Genomic DNA, 22,411 nt, shown 5'->3' with positions numbered 1-22,411 from the left:
GGCCACGCGCACGGCGAGGCCCTTGCACTAGGCAGACGCAGTGGATGGAAAGGTGTGTGTTGCTGGGAAAAGATAATAAGCTGGTTGAATGTTTGAACCGGTATACAAATGTATTAGATGTTTTTCCCGATATTTATGTGTGTGGTGATTACCCAGCTATACGTGGGATTTTGCTGCGCACTGAGTCGGCTTTAATTATGATTGGGTTCTTTGTTTTTTCTGATGGAGCAACAATCCCTGATAAGAAAGTTGCTACATCACCTAAGGATCAAGGGCAAAAGCGAAAAAACCTACTGAGTGGGGTTTTTTTCGGCGCTATCAAGGCCGCTGAGGTAGGTCGCGATCACCTCCATGCCTCGCATCAAGTGGTTACGCAGCGTCAGGATGCTCTCCTCGACCTTCCTCTGCGCTACCAGGCTCAGCAGTTCGCGGTGATCCTCCTGGGAAGTCTCCCCCAGCCCCATCGCCTCAAGGTTGAAGCGCAGGAAGCGCTCCTCCTCATTCAATCCGTGTTCGACCAAAGTGAGCAGCCGCTGGTTGGGCGCCTTGCCGTACAACACCATGTGAAACAGGCGATTGAGCCGACCAATCTCGGTGTAGTCTTTCTCGCTTTCCAGTGCGTTGATACAGGCCTCAGCTTGAGCAAGGTCCGCGTCGGTGAGCAACGGAATCGACAGGCGCAGGGCCTCGGACTCCAGCAACATGCGCAGGGCATAGGTCTCGGCCGAATTGTCCTCGATCAAGGGAGCAACGACGGCACCCTTGTGAGTCACCACATGCAACAAGGATTGCGCCTCCAGCTGGCGCAACGCTTCGCGTACCGGCATGCGACTGACGCCGAACAGGCTGGCCAGTTCTTGCTGGCGCATGGCGGTGCCACAGGGCAATCGCCCATCAAGGATGGCATTACGCAACGTTTCTTCGATAACGGAGCGCGCAAGATGGGCGGGAATAGGCCCGCTGATTTTGATGCTGCTTAATGGGTTCGGCTTCTGCGTCACGGTTGCGCTATCCTCCTTTCTTGAATAATAGTCTGGCTAATTGGATCCAAAGAACACTAAAGATGGGCCAGGTGCTTGTCAAATAGCCAAAGTTTCCGTTTGTAAGGGCTTACACAGCATACTTTGTGTCTCTCACAAGGGCGGTTATAAAAACGCCGCCTCCTGCGATGATTGCACTGTGCCATTGTTTTTTGTAGGGCCAGGCTTCACCATCCCTGTAAATTCCGTCTCTTTCACGGACTGAACATTTTGGCGGTAAGTTTTAATCCCTATCGACTGCTTTGCTGGCTTTTATCAGCAACTTTACTGGCCGGCCTGATGCTCGGCGGGCTGCGTGCCGATTGGGATTTCTCGCAAATCAGCCGCAAGGCTACCGCCGTCTACGGGCCTTTGGGTCAAGGCCAGCAGCGTATCGACGCCTGGCAGCGGTTATTGGTGAGCGAAAAACAGGTCAGCGAGCAGGAGCAGCTCAAGGTCGTCAATTTGTTCTTCAACAAGCAAATGACCTACGTGGAAGACATCGATCTCTGGCACGTTGTGGATTACTGGGAGACGCCCGTCGAGGCACTCTGGAAAGGTGCTGGTGACTGTGAAGACTACGCCATCGCAAAATATTTCAGTTTGCGTCACCTGGGCGTGTCCAGCGACAAATTGCGCATTACCTACGTCAAGGCCCTGCGGCAGAATCGGGCGCACATGGTCCTGACTTATTATTCGAGCCCCGACGCCGTCCCACTGGTGCTCGACAGCCTGATGGATGAGATCCTGCCGGCTACCCGTCGCACCGATCTGGTCCCGGTGTACTCATTCAACGCCGAGGGGTTGTACTTGCCTGGTGCCAAAGGCAACAAAAAAGTCGGTGATACCAAACGCTTGTCGCGCTGGCAGGATGTGTTGAGAAAAATGCGTGCGGAAGGCTTCCCAGCCGAGCCTGCCAACTAGGAGTAACTGATCGGATGTCTCTGTTCAAACAGCTATTGATCGCAATCTGTCTGTTCCTGGTGGTCGCCTTCAGCGGCAGCTTCATGGTCAGCCTGGAAAGCTCGCGCACCCAATACGTCAACCAATTGCGCTCCCACGCCCAGGATGCCGCGACGGCATTGGCGCTGTCGCTCACCCCGAATATCGATGACCCAGCCATGGTGGAGCTGTTGGTCAGCTCGATCTTCGACAGCGGTTACTATGCCAGCATCCGCGTCGTGGACCTGGCCACCGACAAAACCATCGTCGAGCGCAGCGGTATTCCCGACAACAACGGCGTGCCCAACTGGTTCGTCAAGCTGATCGGACTGGAGCCGGCGGGCGGTGATGCCCTGGTCAGCCGTGGCTGGGAACAGGCCGCACGGGTAGAAGTGGTCAGCCATCCGATGTTCGCCCTGGCCAAGCTCTGGCAAAGCGCCCTGGGTAGCCTGGGCTGGTTGCTCTTGTGCGGTGCGGTCAGCGTGGTGCTCGGTGGGCTGTTGCTGCGCCGGCAATTGAAGCCGTTGGACTATATGGTCAAACAGTCCCACGCCATTGCCCGCCGTGAGTTCCTCAGCCTGCCTGACTTGCCCCGCACACCTGAACTGCGGCGGGTGGTGCAGGCCATGAACCAGATGGTGGAAAAGCTCAAGGCGCTGTTCCAGGAGCAGGCCGAGCGTAGCGAAAAACTGCGCACCGAATCCTATCAGGACAACCTCACCGGCCTCGCCAACCGCCGTTATTTCGAGATGCAGCTCAACGCCCGCGTCAGTAACCCGGAAGAGACCAACTCCGGCTACCTGCTGCTGCTGCGGGTCAAGGACCTGGTCGGCCTCAACCAGCGCCTGGGTGGTCAGCGCACCGACCAGTTACTGCAAGCGGTTGGCGAACAACTACTGCGCCAGTGCGCGCCGTACCCGGAAACCCATAACCTCGTCACCCGTATTCGTGGCGGTGAGTTCGCCGTGCTGGCGCCGGGGTTGATGCGTGAAGAAGCGGTGCAGCTGGCGCAAAACCTGGAAAGTACCTTGCTCAGTCTGCAAGCGACCGGCGCCAGTGACGTTACGCCGGTCGCCTATATCGGCCTGGCGCCGTTCAGCCATGGCGACGCGCCCCAAGCCCTGCTGACCCTGGCCGACCAGGCCCTGGCCCAGGCCCAAGCGCAGGGCGACACCAGTTGGGTGTGCCTGGACCGCAGCGCCGCCGCCAGCGTGGGAGACGATCACCATGCCTGGCACACCTTGTTGGACCAGGCCCTGACCCAGCAGCGCTTCCAGCTGTACTTCCAGCCGGTTGTCGCCAGCCAGGACCCACAATTGGTCTTGCATTACAAAGTACTGTCGCGCTTGCAGGACGAAGACGGCCACACCATACCGGCCGGGCGCTTCCTGCCGTGGCTTGAGCGCTTTGGTTGGTCAGCCCGCCTGGACCGCCTGATGCTGGAGCAGGTGCTCAAGCAGATGGCCAGCCACACCGAGAACCTGGCGCTGAATCTTTCGGCCGCGACCTTGCAAGATACCCAGGCCCTGAACCGCGTTTATGACCTGCTACGCCAGCACAGCAACCTGGGCCCGCGCCTCACCCTGGAGATTGGTGAGGAGCAACTGCCTGAGCAGCCCGTGCTGGAACAGATGACCCAGCGCCTGCGCGAACTGGGCTTCTCCCTCAGCCTGCAACGTTTCGGTGGGCGGTTCAGCATCATCGGCAACCTGGCGCGCCTGGGCTTGGCGTACCTGAAGATCGACGGCAGCTACATTCGCGCCATCGACCAGGAAAGCGACAAGCGCCTGTTTATCGAGGCCATCCAGCGAGCGGCCCATAGCATCGACCTGCCGTTGATTGTCGAACGTGTAGAGACCGAGGGCGAACTGAAGGTGATTCGTGAGATGGGGATTTTCGGCGTGCAGGGCCAACTGTTTGGCGAGCCCGCCCCCTGGAAATAATTCACCTGTAGGAGCGGTTGGATTAAATCAATCCTTTCTCGTCATCATCGATCAACTGGCTCAACCCACCCAACGCTTCCCTCGCCTGGTTACGGTCCATCAACTTGGCCTGGGCTGCCGGCGGCAGGTCGGTCACACTGATCACCCCCTTGCGGGTCAGCACCTGGATCAAGTCATCCAGCACCCGGATCATCTCCAAGTCGCTCTGCTTGAGCTGGGCCAGGCTGGTTTCCACCACTTCGTTGGCGTACCAGGCCTGTATCTCATGATGATCGGCCGGCAGGGTTTCAGTGGATTCGGTAAAGGCAGCAGCCTCTACGCGAACCAGCGCGCCCTGTGCATCACGTTGCACGTAAAACATAACAACCCCTCGAAAATGCGCCACAGGCGTTCAACAGCATAGGTCAACGCTGCGTGTATGGGCGTGAGTATGCGATGCGCCGTCCGCCAGGGCCAGCGACCCGTAGGCCAAAAAATCGGCCGCCTGGAAGGGCGGCCGATCAATCGCGTCTTAGGTGTGATCGATCTTGATGGTCGGGTCGGCACCACTGATCAGCGAGTTGATGCTGGTGTGGGACCAATCGTTGCCTTCCAGTTTGATCGTCACATCAGCATTGGCCAGGCCACCGGCGGCGTTGAGCTTGCCTTCACTGCTCACTTGCAGGGTCGACACACCTTCTACCGTGGTGATCTTGAGGTAATTGTCGATGGTGCTGTCGGTTTCACCTTTCAACAAATCGCGCAGGTCAATGCGGTCGCCTTCGGACGCCTTGAAGTCCTTGATCACATCGTTGCCGATGTCGCCCGCCTTCCACACGAAGGTGTCGGCCCCCGAGCCACCGATCAGGATGTCGTTGCCCTGGCCGCCAATCAACGTGTCGTTACCCGTGCCACCCAGCAGGATGTCATTGCCTTTGCCGCCGTCCAGAAGGTCGTTGCCGCCCTGGCCGAACAGGATGTCATCGCCAGCCCCGCCCAACAGTGTATCGCCGGCATCTTTGGCGCCGGAGACGTCGAAGTCCACATAGTGCTCGGTGACGTACTGGTGAACGTTAGAGGCAGTCACTGCCGAGACAGCCACGCCGGTCTTCTGTGCGACAAAGGCCTGCAGCGCGTTGTAACCCTCGCCATTGATCCCGCTGAAGCTCACCAGGTCGCCGAAGAGGATGTCGTTGCCGTCGCCACCGCTGACGGTGTCCGCGCCCGGCAACGTCGCCTCTGTGTGGCCGAGGATAGCGTTGGCCAGGTCCTTCGGATCGATGTTGGCCTGTGGCTTGCCATCGCTGTCGTACGGTGCCAACTGATTCAGGCTGACCCCACTGTTGAGGCCGATGGCTTCTACGCCACCTGTGGACAGACCTTTAAGCAGTGCGAACGCGCTGTTGGAGTTGAGGGTGGTGGAGTAGTCGGTATCGTAGCCGAGGCCGCCTTGCACCGATATTTCATAGGTGCCATCCCCTTGGGCGTGGATGATTCCCTTGTTGTACCCCCAGCCGTAAGACCAGAGGGTTACCTTGCCGGCAGAGTTGATATCAAGGTAGTTATTCGAATCGATGTTGATCCGGGTGGCGGTACCTATGGTGTAGTTGTTCATGGTGACGACATCATCGAGCCTGACGTTGCCGTACAAGTATGGGTTGGTCTGCTCGGACGCTTGGTAAAACGTCGGCTGACCATCGGTGATGAAGTACGTTGTATTGATAGCGCCAGTGTTGCCAGTCGCCTGGGCACTCTTGAAGAAGTTGGCCGCGGCCTTGAACACGTCTTCGTAGTTGGTCCCGCCGGTAGACACCATGGAATCCAGGACTTTCTGCAGCGAGTCCAATGCACCTGGGTCTTTCAGGTTGACTGTCACCGTGCGATTGACCTGGTCGCTGAAATCCGCCAGGAAGATATTCACAGTGCCAGAAGTGCTGGCGCCGATACTGTTTTTCAGCGAGTTGAACGTGGTGGTCAGCGAGGTTTTTGCCGCTGCTATCGAGTCCGCACCCATACTGCCCGATGTATCGATCATGAACGCGATGTTGTAGTTCTTGCCCTGCACCACGTTCAAGCCGGCGACGTCGGCCACGACAATGTCGTTGCCATCGCTGCCATTGATGGTGTCGCTGCCCGAGGTGCCGGTGACCGAATTGTAGGTCGCTGGATGCACCGTGACGGGCAATTGCGCGGTGGTGGTCGCTGAACCGCCGATGCTCTCGGTGGAAGTCGAAGTGACCGTCAGGTTGAACTGGCCGCTGTAGTAGGTCGGCGGCTTGATGGTCAGGGTGTTCAGGTCCCAGCCGGTGACATTCACTTCGCCCACGGTTTTACCCGCAGTAAAGGTGTGCCCAGACGCGTCGGTAAGCACCGAGCCTGCCGGAATGCCACTGATCTTCACGCTCAGGGTTTCGGAGCCGTCGGTATCGGTCAGCGCAGTGGTGACTTTGGACAGTTTGACCGTGCCGTTTTCCTGGCCTTCGTTGAGCTTGTAGCCCACGTAGTAACCGTCGCCGTTGCTGCCATGCAGGTCGGATACGGTGACGCCGGCGTTGGTCAGGTCGGTAAGGCCGGTGTACAACGGCACGGTGCTGGTGCTCAGGTTCTGCACCGCCCCGCCGTTGACCGACAGGTTGACGTCAAAGCTGCCAGGCCCCGCTTGGTTGGCCTGGTAGATCTCAAGGCTGTAGTAACCAGTGGTCGTTGGCGTGAACGAGCCGCTGAACTTGCCGCTGTTGGTACCCCACAAACCGCTCGCAACGTCTTTACCGCCAACGTTGACCACCACGCTGTCATCGGCGATACCGCTGAAGGTGTAGCTCTTGCCCGCTTCCATGTAGATCAGGCCGGAGATCTTGGAACCAGAGCCAGCGGCCACGTTGTCGACGGACTCGACGTTGGTCACCACAGAGGTGCTGTTGGGTGTGCCCGCGTTATCGATGGCTTTTTTCAGCACGTCCGGTGCAGCACCGTTGCCGTTGTTGCCGAGGCCGGCGATGCTGTTCCAGCCCTGTTTGACCAGGCCGGTCGAGGCAACGCTGTTGTCGGCCACGCTCAGGGTCGGTGCGTCGGCCACTGGGGTGATATCGACTTTCACCGTAGCGCTGGTGCCCAGGTCCTTGCCATCGGTTGGCTGGAACTTGAACTGCGCGTAATCCGCCTGCTTGTTACCCACGCCAGTGCCGCCGTAACCGTCGGCGCCGGACTCGTTGGCGTTCGGCATAAAGCGCAGTTGGCCGCCATCGATCTGAGCCTTGGTAAAGGTCTGGCCGCTGGTCACGTTGGTCCAGGTGCTGCCGTCCGCCGCCAGATACTGCAGCTTGCCGGCTACCGGCAGCTCGGTGATTTTCACCCCGAGGCTGGCTTGTGGCGAGTCCACATCGCTCACGCCGAAGTTGGCCCAGGTCAGGGCCAGCGCCGTGTCTTCCGTACCGGTCACAGCACCGCCAGTGGCCACTGGTGCATCGTTGACCGCTACCACGTTGACTGTGGTGGTGGCCACGTTGGAGTAGTTGCCGCCATCGGTCACCGTCACGGTGATGGTGCGCGGTGTGGTGCTCGGGTCGTGGCTGTTGTTGGTGAACGTGATGTTCTGGATACGTTGCATGTAGTCAGCCAGCGTTGCGCTGCCGGACAACGTCAGGGTAATAGTGCCCGTCTGGTTGTTGGTGCTGACGCTGATGCCATTCACGCTATTGCCCAGGTTCAGGGCATCACCGGCCTGTGCGTTGGTCAGCGTGACCGTCGCGCCCGTCAGCAGTGTGCTGTCTGGGTCAGTGATCTTGATATCCGTATCGGCGATCGACACGCCCGGCCCGGCGGTACCCTCGGTAAATGTCGTCTTGTAATCGGCACCCGTGGCGCCGCTGGAGTTGTTGGCATCCAGGTCGATCACCGGCGGCGCATCGTTGTCGAGGATGTTGGTGGTGACGGTGCCTTTGTCGATCACCAGGTTCTCGAAGTTGCCTCCGGTGACCTTGTCGATGGTGATAACGATCTGTTCCGTAGGCTCGGTGATCTTGTCGTCGAGCGTGCGGATATCAAACGGCACGCTGCTGGAGCCTGCCGGGATCTTCACGGTGTACACGCCGGTGAAGTCCGAACCGTCAGTGGCGGTGCCGCTGTATTTGAGCGTCACGGTTACGTCGGTTTGCGGCGGGTTGGTCAAGGTCAGGGTGTAGTGGGCTGTGCCACCTTCAGTGACCGAGCCGTCGCCCGTTATGCTGATTTTGGTATCTGTCACTACATCCGTGACCTTGGTGACCGCGGGGCTGGCGTCAACAATCAGATGCTCGTACTTGTCGCCACCGCTGACCACGCCGGTGATCTTGGCGCTGACATCATTGGCGCCGACATAGGCATCGTTCGGTGCGGTAGCTGTCGTGAAGCTGGTGGACTTGCCACTGCCGATGGTGATGGTCGAGCCATTATCCAGCCTTACCACCAAGTCGGAGCCCACGTTGTTCACGGCCGCGCCGTTCTTGTCGACCAGGGACGCGGTGTAGACGATCTGCCCGCCTTCGCTGACCGAACCGGTGGCCTTGAGTACCACGGTCACGTCATCGATGGTGTCGTTGATGGTGGTCGTGGCGCCCGCAGGTGTGATGGTCACACCCTCGAAATTGCCGCCGGTGGTGCCGGTGATCTTGACGGTCTGGGTGCTCTTGTCGATGAACACGTCATCGGTAGGCGCCGGGACGGTCACCGTGCCCACGGTCTCACCTTGCTTGATGGTGATGCTCGAACCGTTGTCGAGCTGGACCAGCATGTCGCTGCCGGCCTTGTTGCTCAAGGTGGCGGTGTAGGTGATCTGGCCGCCTTCGTTGACCGCGGTCGGGGCAGTCAAGGTGACGGTGGTCAGGTCGGTGGAGCCTGGTGTGTCGGTGACGGTGGTGTTCACCGCCGTCGTGCCCGGCACGAGGTTCTCGAAATGCTCGCCACCGGTCACGCCTTTGATGGCGGTGGTGACGGTTTGGTCGCCTTTGTAGACGTCGTTTGGCGCTACGGTGGTGATGGAACCGCTCGACTGATTCACACCGATGGTGATCGTTTTGCCATTGTCCAAGGTGACGGTCAGCGGATTGGTGATGTTGGTCACCGCTGCGCCGTTTTTATCCACAAGGCTGGCGGTGTAGACGATGTTGCCGCCTTCGCCAACGGTGGTGGTGGCGGTCAGAACTACATCCACCTTGTCGATGGTGTCGTTGATCGTGGTGGTTGCGCCGTTGCCTGCCACTTCCAGTTTTTCGAAGTTGCCGCCGGAAGCGTCGGTGATCTTGACGGTCTGAGTGCTCTTGTCGATGAACACGTCATCGGTAGGCGCAGGCACAGTTACGGTGCCCACGGTCTCGCCAGCCTTGATTGTGATCGACGAGCCGTTGTCCAACTTCAGCGTGACGTCGGTCCCCGCCTTGTTGGACAGCGTGGCGGTGTACGTAATCTGGCCACCTTCGTTAACAGCGTTAGGCGCTGTCAGCGTCACAGTAGTGGTGTTGTCGGTACCCGGTGTGTCCGTGACGGTGGTATTCACCGCCGTCGTGCCAGGCACTAAATTTTCAAAGTGCTCGCCACCGGTTACGCCTTTGATGGCGGTGGTGACAGTTTGGTCGCCTTTGTACACGTCATCAGGAGCAACAACCGAAACGCTACCGCTCGATTGGTTTACGCCGATGGTGATGGTTTTGCCGTTATCCAGGGTCACGGTCAGCGGATTGGTGATGTTGGTCACCGGTGCGCCATTTTTATCCACAAGGCTGGCCGTGTAGACGATGTTGCCGCCTTCACCCACGGTAGTGGTGGCGGTCAGAACTACATCCACCTTGTCGATGGTGTCGTTGATCGTGGTAGTTGCGCCGTTGCCTGCGACTTCGAGTTTTTCGAAGTTGCCGCCGGAAGCGTCAGTAATCTTGACGGTCTGAGTGCTCTTATCGATGAACACGTCATCGGTCGGCGCGGGCACGGTTACGGTGCCAACAGTGTCGCCAGCCTTGATCGTGATCGACGAACCGTTATCGAGCTTCAGGGTGACGTCGGTACCGGCCTTGTTGCTCAAAGTCGCGGTATAGGTGATCTGACCACCTTCGTTTGCTTCGGATGGAGCGGTCAGCGTCACCGTGGTGGTGTTATCGGTACCCGGTGTGTCCGTAACGGTGGTGTTCACCGCTGTAGTACCCGGCACCAGGTTTTCAAAGTGCTCGCCACCAGTGACGCCTTTGATAGCAGTGGTGACGGTTTGATCGCCCTTATACACGTCATCAGGAGCAATAACCGAAACGCTACCGCTCGATTGGTTTACGCCGATGGTGATGGTTTTACCGTTGTCCAAGGTTACGGTGAGCGGATTGGTGATGTTGGTCACCGGCGCGCCGTTCTTATCCACAAGGCTGGCGGTGTAAACGATGTTGCCGCCTTCGCCAACGGTGGTGGTGGCGGTCAGGACCACATCGACTTTGTCGATGGTGTCGTTGATCGTGGTGGTGGCGCCGTTGCCTGCAACTTCCAGTTTTTCGAAGTTGCCGCCGGAAGCGTCAGTGATTTTGACGGTCTGCGTGCTCTTATCGATAAACACGTCATCGGTCGGCGCAGGCACGGTTACGGTACCAACAGTTTCGCCAGCCTTGATGGTGATGCTTGAACCGTTGTCGAGTTTCAGCGTGACGTCGGTCCCCGCCTTGTTGGACAGCGTGGCGGTGTACGTGATCTGGCCACCTTCGTTAACAGCGTTAGGCGCTGTCAGCGTCACAGTAGTGGTGTTGTCGGTACCCGGAGTGTCCGTAACGGTGGTGTTCACCGCGGTAGTGCCAGGGACCAGATTCTCGAAATGCTCGCCGCCGGTCACGCCTTTGATAGCAGTGGTGACGGTCTGGTCGCCCCTGTACACGTCATCAGGAGCAACAACCGAAACGCTACCGCTCGATTGGTTTACGCCGATGGTGATGGTTTTGCCGTTATCCAGGGTCACGGTCAGCGGATTGGTGATGTTGGTCACCGATGCGCCATTTTTATCCACAAGGCTGGCCGTGTAGACGATGTTGCCGCCTTCACCCACGGTAGTGGTGGCGGTCAGAACTACATCCACCTTGTCGATGGTGTCGTTGATCGTGGTAGTTGCGCCGTTGCCTGCGACTTCGAGTTTTTCGAAGTTGCCGCCGGAAGCGTCAGTAATCTTGACGGTCTGGCTGCTCTTGTCGATGAACACGTCATCGGTCGGCGCAGGCGCGGTTACGGTACCAACAGTGTCGCCAGCCTTAATGGTGATGCTTGAACCATTGTCGAGTTTCAGCGTGACGTCGGTGCCGGCCTTATTGCTCAAGGTCGCGGTGTAGGTGATCTGGCCGCCTTCGTTAACGGCACTTGGCGCAGTCAGCGTAACCGTGGTGGTGTTATCGGTACCCGGTGTGTCCGTAACGGTGGTGTTCACCGCGGTAGTGCCAGGGACCAGATTCTCGAAATGCTCGCCGCCGGTCACGCCTTTGATAGCAGTGGTGACGGTCTGGTCGCCCTTGTACACGTCATCAGGAGCAACAACCGAAACGCTACCGCTCGATTGGTTTACGCCGATGGTGATGGTTTTGCCGTTATCCAGGGTCACGGTCAGCGGATTGGTGATGTTGGTCACCGCTGCGCCGTTTTTATCCACAAGGCTGGCGGTGTAGACGATGTTGCCGCCTTCGCCAACGGTGGTGGTGGCGGTCAGAAACACATCGACTTTGTCGATGGTGTCGTTGATCGTGGTGGTGGCGCCGTTGCCTGCCACTTCCAGTTTTTCGAAGTTGCCGCCGGAAGCGTCGGTGATCTTGACGGTCTCAGTGCTCTTGTCGATGAACACGTCATCGGTAGGCGCAGGCACAGTTACGGTGCCCACGGTCTCGCCAGCCTTGATCGTGATCGACGAACCGTTATCCAGCTTCAGGGTGACGTCAGTGCCCGCTTTGTTGGACAGCGTGGCGGTGTACGTGATCTGGCCACCTTCGTTAACAGCACTTGGCGCAGTCAAGGTGACAGTCGTGGTGTTGTCGGTACCCGGTGTATCGGTAACGGTCGTGTTAACTGGGGTAGTACCTGGAACCAGATTTTCAAAGTGCTCGCCGCCGGTCACGCCTTTGATAGCGGTGGTGACAGTTTGATCGCCTTTGTACACATCATCCGGCGCGATGGTTGTAATAGAGCCACTCGACTGATTCACACCAATGGTGATGGTCTTGCCGTTGTCCAAGGTAACGGTGAGCGGGTTGGTGATGTTGGTCACCGGCGCGCCGTTCTTATCCACAAGGCTGGCGGTATAGACGATATTGCCGCCTTCACCCACGGTAGTGGTGGCGGTCAGAACTACATCCACCTTGTCGATGGTGTCGTTGATCGTGGTGGTTGCGCCGTTACCTGCGACTTCGAGTTTTTCGAAGTTGCCGCCGGAAGCGTCGGTGATCTGGACGGTCTGAGTGCTCTTGTCGATGAACACGTCATCGGTAGGCGCAGGCACAGTTACGGTGCCCACGGTCTCGCCAGCCTTGATTGTGATCGACGAGCCGTTATCCAACTTCAGCGTGACGTCAGTGCCCGCTTTGTTGGACAGCGTGGCGGTGTACGTGATCTGGCCACCTTCGTTAACAGCGTTAGGCGCTGTCAGCGTCACAGTAGTGGTGTTGTCGGTACCCGGTGTGTCCGTGACGGTGGTATTCACCGCCGTCGTGCCAGGCACTAGATTTTCAAAGTGCTCGCCACCGGTTACGCCTTTGATGGCGGTGGTGACAGTTTGGTCGCCTTTGTACACATCATCCGGCGCGATGGTTGTAATAGAGCCACTCGACTGATTCACACCAATGGTGATGGTCTTGCCGTTGTCCAAGGTAACGGTCAACGGGTTGGTGATGTTGGTCACCGGTGCGCCGTTTTTATCCACAAGGCTGGCGGTGTAGACGATATTGCCGCCTTCGCCGACGGTAGTGGTAGCAGTTAGAACTACATCCACCTTGTCGATGGTGTCGTTGATCGTGGTGGTTGCGCCGTTACCTGCGACTTCGAGTTTTTCGAAGTTGCCGCCGGAAGCGTCGGTGATCTGGACGGTCTGAGTGCTCTTGTCGATGAACACGTCATCGGTAGGCGCAGGCACAGTTACGGTGCCCACGGTCTCGCCAGCCTTGATTGTGATCGACGAGCCGTTATCCAACTTCAGCGTGACGTCAGTGCCCGCTTTGTTGGACAGCGTGGCGGTGTACGTGATCTGGCCACCTTCGTTAACAGCGTTAGGCGCTGTCAGCGTCACAGTAGTGGTGTTGTCGGTACCCGGTGTGTCCGTGACGGTGGTATTCACCGCCGTCGTGCCAGGCACTAGATTTTCAAAGTGCTCGCCACCGGTTACGCCTTTGATGGCGGTGGTGACAGTTTGGTCGCCTTTGTACACATCATCCGGCGCGATGGTTGTAATAGAGCCACTCGACTGATTCACACCAATGGTGATGGTCTTGCCGTTGTCCAAGGTAACGGTCAACGGGTTGGTGATGTTGGTCACCGGTGCGCCGTTTTTATCCACAAGGCTGGCGGTGTAGACGATATTGCCGCCTTCGCCGACGGTAGTGGTAGCAGTTAGAACTACATCCACCTTGTCGATGGTGTCGTTGATCGTGGTGGTTGCGCCGTTACCTGCGACTTCGAGTTTTTCGAAGTTGCCGCCGGAAGCGTCGGTGATCTGGACGGTCTGAGTGCTCTTGTCGATGAACACGTCATCGGTAGGCGCAGGCACAGTTACGGTGCCCACGGTCTCGCCAGCCTTGATTGTGATCGACGAGCCGTTATCCAACTTCAGCGTGACGTCAGTGCCCGCTTTGTTGGACAGCGTGGCGGTGTACGTGATCTGGCCACCTTCGTTAACAGCACTTGGCGCAGTCAAGGTGACAGTCGTGGTGTTGTCGGTACCCGGTGTATCGGTAACGGTCGTGTTAACTGGGGTAGTGCCCGGCACCAGGTTCTCGAAATGCTCGCCGCCGGTCACGCCTTTGATAGCGGTGGTGACAGTTTGGTCGCCCTTGTACACATCATCAGGAGCAAGAACCGAAACGCTACCGCTCGATTGGTTTACGCCGATGGTGATGGTCTTGCCGTTGTCCAAGGTAACGGTCAACGGGTTGGTGATGTTGGTCACCGGTGCGCCGTTTTTATCCACAAGGCTGGCGGTGTAGACGATATTGCCGCCTTCGCCGACGGTGGTAGTAGCGGTCAGGACCACATCTACCTTGTCGATGGTGTCATTGATGGTGGTGATTGCGCCGTCGCCTGCCACTTCGAGTTTTTCGAAATTGCCGCCGGTGGTCTCGGCGATCTTAACGGTCTGGGTGCTTTTATCGATAAACACGTCATCGGTAGGCGCAGGGACAGTGACGGTGCCAACAGTGTCGCCAGCCTTGATGGTGATGCTTGAACCGTTGTCGAGCTTCAGTGTTACGTCAGTGCCCGCTTTGTTGGACAGCGTGGCGGTGTACGTAATCTGCCCACCTTCGTTTGCCTCAGCCGGAGCCGTCAACGTAACGGTGGTGGTGTTATCGGTGCCAGGGTTATCGGTGACAGTAGTGTTCACTGCCGTCGTGCCAGGGACCAGGTTTTCGAAGTGCTCGCCGCCGGTCACGCTTTTGATGGCGGTAGTGACAGTTTGATCGCCTTTGTACACATCATCCGGCGCGATGGTGGTGATAGAGCCACTCGACTGATTCACACCAATGGTGATGGTCTTGCCGTTATCGAGGGTGACGGTCAGCGGATTGATGATGTTAGTCACCGGTGCGCCGTTTTTATCCACAAGGCTGGCGGTGTAGACGATGTTGCCGCCTTCACCAACGGTGGTGGTGGCCGTCAGGACCACATCGACCTTGTCGATGGTGTCGTTGATCGTGGTCGTTGCGCCGCTGCCTGCAACTTCCAGTTTTTCGAAGTTGCCGCCGGAAGCGTCGGTGATCTTGACGGTCTGAGTGCTCTTATCGATGAACACGTCATCGCTAGGAGCGGGCACGGTCACAGTGCCAACCGTGTCGCCAGCCTTGATGGTGATCGAAGAGCCGTTATCCAACTTCAGCGTGACGTCGGTACCGGCCTTATTGCTCAAGGTCGCGGTATAGGTGATCTGGCCACCCTCATTCGCTTCGGTCGGAGCTGTCAGCGTTACGGTAGTGGTGTTATCGGTGCCCGGTGTATCAGTAACGGTGGTGTTAACCGGGGTAGTACCTGGAACCAGATTTTCGAAGTGCTCGCCGCCGGTAACACCCTTGATAGCGGTGGTGACGGTTTGATCGCCTTTATAGACATCATCAGGAGCAAGAACCGAAACGCTACCGCTAGTCTGGTTTACGCCGATGGTGATGGTCTGGCCATTATCCAAGGTGACGGTCAACGGGTTGGTGATGTTAGTCACCGGCGCACCGTTTTTATCCACAAGGCTGGCGGTGTAGACGATGTTGCCGCCTTCGCCAACGGTGGTGGTGGCCGTCAGGACCACATCAACTTTGTCGATGGTGTCGTTGATCGTGGTCGTTGCGCCGTTGCCTGCCACTTCGAGTTTTTCGAAGTTGCCGCCGGTGGTTTCGGTGATCTTGACCGTCTGCGTGCTCTTGTCGATGAACACATCATCGTTAGGCGCAGGGACGGTCACAGTACCAACGGTTTCGCCAGCCTTGATGGTGATCGACGAGCCGTTATCCAACTTGAGCGTGACATCAGTGCCCGCTTTGTTGGAAAGCGTGGCGGTGTACGTAATCTGCCCACCCTCGTTTGCCTCGGACGGAGCCGTCAGCGTCACGGTGGTGGTGTTATCGGTGCCTGGGGTATCGGTGACAGTGGTGTTCACTGCCGTCGTGCCAGGAACCAAGTTTTCAAAGTGCTCGCCACCGGTCACGCCTTTGATAGCGGTGGTGACGGTCTGGTCGCCTTTGTACACGTCATCCGGCGCGATGGTGGTGATGGAGCCGCTCGACTGATTCACACCGATGGTGATGGTTTTGCCGTTATCCAAAGTCACCGTCAGCGGATTGGTGATGTTAGTCACCGGTGCGCCGTTTTTATCCACAAGGCTGGCGGTGTAAACGATGTTGCCACCTTCGCCAACGGTGGTGGTGGCCGTCAGGACCACATCAACTTTGTCGATGGTGTCGTTGATCGTGGTCGTTGCGCCGTTGCCTGCCACTTCGAGTTTTTCGAAGTTGCCGCCGGTGGTTTCGGTGATCTTGACCGTCTGCGTGCTCTTGTCGATGAACACATCATCGTTAGGCGCAGGGACGGTCACAGTACCAACGGTTTCGCCAGCCTTGATGGTGATCGACGAGCCGTTATCCAACTTGAGCGTGACATCAGTGCCCGCTTTGTTGGAAAGCGTGGCGGTGTACGTAATCTGCCCACCCTCGTTTGCCTCGGACGGAGCCGTCAGCGTCACGGTGGTGGTGTTATCGGTGCCTGGGGTATCGGTGACAGTGGTGTTCACTGCCGTCGTGCCAGGAACCAAGTTTTCAAAGTGCTCGCCACCGGTCACGCCTTTGATGGCGGTGGTGACGGTCTGGTCGCCTTTGTACACGTCATCCGGCGCGATGGTGGTGATGGAGCCGCTCGACTGATTCACACCGATGGTGATGGTTTTGCCGTTATCCAAAGTCACCGTCAGCGGATTGGTGATGTTAGTCACCGGTGCGCCGTTTTTATCCACAAGGCTGGCGGTGTAAACGATGTTGCCGCCTTCGCCAACGGTGGTGGTGGCGGTCAGGACCACATCGACCTTGTCGATGGTGTCGTTGATCGTGGTCGTTGCGCCGTTGCCTGCTACTTCGAGTTTTTCGAAGTTGCCGCCGGTGGTTTCGGTGATCTTGACCGTCTGCGTGCTCTTGTCGATGAACACGTCATCGGTAGGCGCAGGGACAGTCACGGTGCCAACAGTGTCGCCAGCCTTGATCGTGATCGACGAGCCGTTATCCAGCTTCAGGGTGACGTCAGTGCCAGCCTTGTTGCTCAAGGTCGCGGTGTAGGTGATCTGACCACCTTCGCTCGCCTCGGTGGGAGCTGTCAGCGTTACGGTCGTGGTGTTATCGGTGCCCGGTGTATCAGTAACGGTGGTGTTAACCGGGGTAGTACCTGGAACCAGATTTTCGAAGTGCTCGCCGCCGGTCACGCCTTTGATGGCGGTGGTGACGGTTTGATCGCCTTTATAGACATCATCAGGAGCAACAACCGAAACGCTACCGCTCGATTGGTTTACGCCGATGGTGATGGTTTTACCGTTGTCCAAGGTAACGGTCAGCGGGTTGGTGATGTTGGTCACCGGCGCGCCGTTCTTATCCACAAGGCTAGCGGTGTAGACGATATTGCCGCCTTCACCAACAGTGGTAGTGGCGGTCAGAACTACATCAACCTTGTCGATGGTGTCGTTGATCGTAGTGGTCGCGCCGCTGCCTGCCACTTCGAGCTTTTCGAAGTTGCCACCACTGGTTTCGGTGATCTTGACGGTCTGGGTGCTCTTATCGATGAACACGTCATCGGTAGGGGCGGGCACGGTCACAGTGCCAACAGTGTCGCCGGCCTTGATGGTGATGCTTGAACCGTTGTCGAGTTTCAGTGTTACGTCAGTGCCCGCTTTGTTGGAAAGCGTGGCGGTGTACGTAATCTGTCCACCTTCGTTAACAGCGTTAGGCGCTGTCAGCGTCACAGTAGTGATGTTGTCTGTACCTGGTGTATCAGTAACGGTGGTGTTAACCGGGGTAGTACCTGGAGCCAGATTTTCGAAGTGCTCGCCGCCGGTCACGCCTTTGATAGCAGTGGTAACGGTCTGGTCGCCTTTGTACACATCATCAGGAGCTAGAACCGAAACGCTACCGCTCGATTGGTTTACGCCAATAGTGATGGTCTGGCCGTTATCCAAAGTCACAGTCAGCGGATTGTTGATGTTGGTCACCGGCGCGCCGTTTTTATCCACAAGGCTGGCGGTGTAGACGATGTTGCCGCCTTCGCCGACAGTGGTAGTGGCCGTCAGAACTACATCGACCTTGTCGATGGTGTCGTTGATCGTGGTGGTTGCGCCGTTGCCTGCGACTTCTAACTTCTCGAAGTTGCCGCCAGTGGTCTCGGTTATCTTGACGGTCTGCGTGCTCTTGTCGATGAACACGTCATCGGTAGGGGCGGGCACGGTGACGGTCCCAACAGTTTCGCCAGCCTTGATGGTGATCGACGAGCCGTTGTCCAACTTCAGCGTGACGTCAGTGCCCGCTTTGTTGGAAAGCGTGGCGGTGTACGTAATCTGCCCACCCTCATTCGCCTCGGTGGGAGCTGTCAGCGTTACGGTCGTGGTGTTATCGGTGCCCGGTGTATCAGTAACGGTGGTGTTAACCGGGGTAGTACCTGGAACCAGATTTTCGAAGTGCTCGCCGCCGGTCACGCCTTTGATGGCGGTGGTGACGGTTTGGTCGCCCTTGTACACATCATCAGGAGCAACAACCGAAACGCTACCGCTCGATTGGTTTACGCCGATGGTGATGGTTTTACCGTTGTCCAAGGTAACGGTCAGCGGGTTGGTGATGTTGGTCACCGGCGCGCCGTTCTTATCCACAAGGCTGGCGGTATAGACGATATTGCCGCCTTCACCAATGGTGGTGGTGGCGGTCAGGACCACATCGACTTTGTCGATGGTGTCGTTGATCGTGGTGGTTGCGCCGTTGCCTGCGACTTCTAACTTCTCGAAGTTGCCGCCAGTGGTCTCGGTGATCTTGACGGTCTGCGTGCTCTTGTCGATGAACACGTCATCGGTAGGCGCAGGGACAGTGACGGTGCCTACGGTTTCGCCAGCCTTGATGGTGATGCTTGAGCCGTTGTCGAGTTTCAGCGTGACGTCGGTGCCGGCCTTGTTGCTCAAGGTCGCGGTGTACGTGATCTGGCCACCTTCGTTAACTGCATTTGGCGCAGTCAGGATGACAGTCGTTGTGTTGTCGGTACCGGGGGTGTCGGTGACAGTGGTGTTCACTGCCGTCGTGCCAGGGACCAAGTTTTCAAAGTGCTCGCCACCAGTGACGCCTTTGATAGCGGTAGTGACGGTCTGGTCGCCTTTATAAACGTCATCCGGCGCGATAGTGGTGACAGAGCCACTCGACTGGTTCACACCGATGGTGATTGTCTTGCCGTTATCCAAGGTCACGGTCAGCGGGTTAGTGATGTTAGTCACCGGTGCGCCGTTTTTATCCACAAGGCTGGCGGTGTAGACGATGTTGCCGCCTTCGCCGACAGTGGTAGTGGCCGTCAGAACTACATCCACCTTGTCGATGGTGTCGTTGATCGTGGTGGTCGCGCCGTTGCCTGCCACTTCGAGTTTTTCGAAGTTGCCGCCAGTGGCCTCGGTGATCTGAACGGTCTGAGTGCTCTTATCGATGAATACATCATCGGTAGGCGCAGGGACGGTGACGGTGCCAACAGTTTCGCCAGCCTTGATGGTGATCGACGAACCGTTATCCAACTTCAGCGTGACGTCAGTGCCCGCTTTGTTGGAAAGCGTGGCGGTGTAAGTGATCTCGCCACCCTCATTCGCCTCGGTCGGAGCCGTCAGTGTCACGGTAGTGGTGTTATCGGTGCCCGGTGTATCGGTAACGGTCGTGTTAACTGGGGTAGTACCTGGAACCAGATTTTCAAAATGCTCGCCGCCGGTCACACCCTTGATAGCAGCGGTGACGGTCTGATCGCCTTTATAAATATCGTCTGGCGCCACGGTGGTAACGGTGCCGCTGGATTGGTTAACACCGATAGTAATGGTCTGACCGTTATCCAAAGTGACGGTCAACGGGTTAGTGATGTTAGTCACCGGCGCGCCGTTTTTATCCACAAGGCTAGCGGTGTAGACGATGTTGCCGCCTTCGCCAACGGTGGTGGTAGCGGTCAGAACCACATCAACTTTGTCGATGGTGTCGTTGATCGTGGTGGTCGCGCCGTTACCTGCAACTTCCAGTTTTTCGAAGTTGCCGCCGGTGGTTTCGGTGATCTTGACCGTTTGGGTGCTCTTGTCGATGAACACGTCATCGGTAGGGGCGGGCACGGTCACGGTGCCAACGGTTTCGCCAGCTTTGATGGTGATGCTTGAGCCGTTGTCCAACTTCAACGTGACATCAGTGCCCGCTTTATTGGAAAGCGTGGCGGTATACGTCACCTGACCACCTTCGTTCGCCTCGGTTGGGGCTGTCAGCGTCACAGTGGTGGTGTCGATCGAATCGGTAATGGTGGTAACCGCTGGCGTGGTGCTCGGCACCAGGCTCTCGAAATTGCCGCCAGTCGCGCCCGTAATCGTCGTACTGACGGTGCTGCCGTTGACGTAGACGTCATTAGCTGGCGTATCAACGACAATGCTGCCTATCGACTCACCCGCTTTGATGGTGATCACCGAGCCATTGCTCAAGGTGACATTCACAGGCGTCTGCGCCGGGTTGGTCAAGGTGGCGGTGTAGGTGATCTGACCGCCTTCGGTCACGGTCGAACCAGCGGTCAGGGTGACCGTGGTGGTGTCGATCGAATCGGTAATGGTGGTGACCGCTGGCGTTGTATTCGGTACCAGGTTCTCGAAGTTACCGCCCGTTGCGCCCGTGATGGTGGTGCTGACGGTAGAGCCATTGTTGTAAACGTCGTTGGCCGGCGTATCAACGACAACGCTGCCTGTCGACTCACCCGCTTTAATGGTGATCACCGAGCCATTGCTCAAGGTGACATTCACAGGCGTCTGCGCCGGGTTGGTCAAGGTGGCGGTGTAGGTGATCTGGCCGCCTTCGGTCACGGTCGAACCCGCGGTCAGGGTGACCGTGGTGGTGTCGATCGAATCGGTAATGGTGGTGACCGCTGGCGTGGTATTCGGTACCAGGTTCTCGAAGTTACCGCCCGTTGCGCCCGTGATCGTGGTGCTGACCGTCGAACCATTGTTGTAGACGTCGTTGACCGGTGTATCGACCACAACGGTACCCGTCGATTCGCCCGCCTTGATGGTGATCACCGAGCCATTGCTCAAAGTGACGTTCACCGGGGTCTGCGCTGGATTGGTCAGGGTGGCGGTGTAGGTGATCTGGCCGCCTTCGGTCACGGTCGAACCAGCGGTCAGGGTGACCGTGGTGGTGTCGATCGAATCGGTAATGGCGGTGACCGCTGGCGTGGTATTCGGTACCAGGTTCTCGAAGTTACCGCCCGTTGCGCCCGTGATCGTGGTGCTGACCGTCGAACCGTTGTTGTAGACGTCGTTAGCTGGCGTATCTACGACAACGCTGCCCGTCGATTCACCGGCCTTGATCGTGATCACCGAGCCATTGCTCAAGGTGACATTCACCGGCGTCTGCGCCGGGTTGGTCAAGGTGGCGGTGTAGGTGATTTGACCGCCTTCGGTCACGGTCGAACCAGCCGTTAGAGTGACCGTGGTGGTGTCGATGGTGTCGGTGATCTGCGTCACGGCCGGGTTAGGGTCGATGGTCAATACCAGGTTGCCGCCACCGGTGGTGCCCGTAACGCCCACGCTGATCTGGCTCGGGTCGTTGTACGGGGTGTCGTTGGGCGCCAGGGGTACGTTGACCGTACCGGTCAGTTGGCCTGACGGGATAGTAATCACCGCGCCATTGGACAAGGTGACGGTAAGGTCGCTGCTGGATGGCCGCGTCACGGTCGCGGTGTAGGTCAGCACACCACCGGCTTCGGTGATGGTGGGGGTTGCGCTCAGGGACAGGGTCGAAGGCTGCAGCACCAGGTTGCCCGCGTCAGCGGAGCCTGGGGCACCGGTCAGCGCGTTGAGAGCCGAAGTGCCCTGACCAAGCGTACCGGTGGGGAAGCCGATGGTCGGATCAACACGGCCGGCGGTCGCATCCAGCACCACGAAGCTGTGGCCACCCCCGGCTGCGCCGTTACCGGCAGCGTTTGCGCCGGCGGCGGTGGCTTCCAGGTCGGTGGTCGGGTCGGCGCCAGCGGCGATGGCTTGTTGCAGCTCGGCAACCGATGGCGCGGCTTGCTCGCTGGCAGCGGCGAGGTCGAGGCTGGAGTCCGGCAGGTCGGCGCTCCACTGGGTGTCACGGCCCAGGTCCAGAATGCGACCGTCGGCCAGCTCCAGGCTCACGGCGCCCGACATACCGGTGTCGATCTGGTCGCCCGCGAACAAGCGATCACCTTCAACGAGGACGCGCCGAGCACCTTCCGGAGAAATAACGAAAACTTGACCAACAATGCTTTTGACGATGGCAACAACACTGCTCATTAAAATTTTCTCCGGCGATCCGTTTCGACAAATTCCATTTCGCAGCGCGCTATTAGGGCTGCCAATTGGGAGGGCGTAGTCTATATATGCATTGACGTCAAATAATTGGCTAGATTTTTTAGCTATCTAGTTAGTGCCAAACTATTGACCTTAGGGCCGCCATCCTAAACAATCGGCCCCGTAATGTCACATTGATATTTATGCGGCGAACCGTCCTACATGTGTGTGAAGCAGTTCCGCTTTTTGAACTTTCCGACGTACGGTCATTACGGCAGCCATTATCCGACGCAGCGGTGCCACTCGCTGTG

General features: G+C 57.9%; 5 protein-coding genes. 2 read left to right on the top strand and 3 right to left on the bottom strand.

What is annotated here, in order from left to right:
* Window positions 1-290 precede the first annotated feature (290 nt).
* Window positions 291-1,001, bottom strand: a complete 711-nt coding sequence (locus HU730_RS12565) for a GntR family transcriptional regulator (RefSeq protein WP_186527893.1) — start codon at window positions 999-1,001, stop codon at window positions 291-293.
* Between the two features lie 249 nt (window positions 1,002-1,250).
* On the opposite strand from HU730_RS12565, the gene lapG reads away from it, so the two are divergent.
* Together lapG and lapD are read left to right on the top strand one after the other, a co-directional pair.
* Window positions 1,251-1,943: a cysteine protease LapG gene (lapG, locus tag HU730_RS12560; protein ID WP_034125401.1), complete on the top strand. Its 693-nt coding sequence runs from the start codon at window positions 1,251-1,253 to the stop codon at window positions 1,941-1,943.
* A 14-nt stretch (window positions 1,944-1,957) separates the two neighbouring features.
* Window positions 1,958-3,904: a cyclic di-GMP receptor LapD gene (gene lapD / locus HU730_RS12555; protein ID WP_186527892.1), complete on the top strand. Its 1,947-nt coding sequence runs from the start codon at window positions 1,958-1,960 to the stop codon at window positions 3,902-3,904.
* Window positions 3,905-3,926: 22 nt separating this feature from the next.
* Here lapD and HU730_RS12550 read toward each other — a convergent pair whose 3' ends face one another.
* Both HU730_RS12550 and HU730_RS12545 read right to left on the bottom strand, forming a co-directional pair.
* Complete coding sequence (locus HU730_RS12550) at window positions 3,927-4,265, bottom strand: hypothetical protein (protein WP_003187438.1); 339 nt, start codon at window positions 4,263-4,265, stop codon at window positions 3,927-3,929.
* Window positions 4,266-4,415: 150 nt separating this feature from the next.
* Window positions 4,416-22,103 (bottom strand): retention module-containing protein, encoded by a 17,688-nt coding sequence (locus HU730_RS12545; RefSeq protein WP_217862455.1) that lies wholly within the window; start codon window positions 22,101-22,103, stop codon window positions 4,416-4,418.
* Between the last annotated feature and the right edge of the window lie 308 nt (window positions 22,104-22,411).

Source organism: Pseudomonas sp. SWRI22 (assembly GCF_014268395.2).
GTDB lineage: Bacteria > Pseudomonadota > Gammaproteobacteria > Pseudomonadales > Pseudomonadaceae > Aquipseudomonas > Aquipseudomonas paracarnis.
This window is presented reverse-complemented; position numbering and strand designations above follow the sequence as displayed.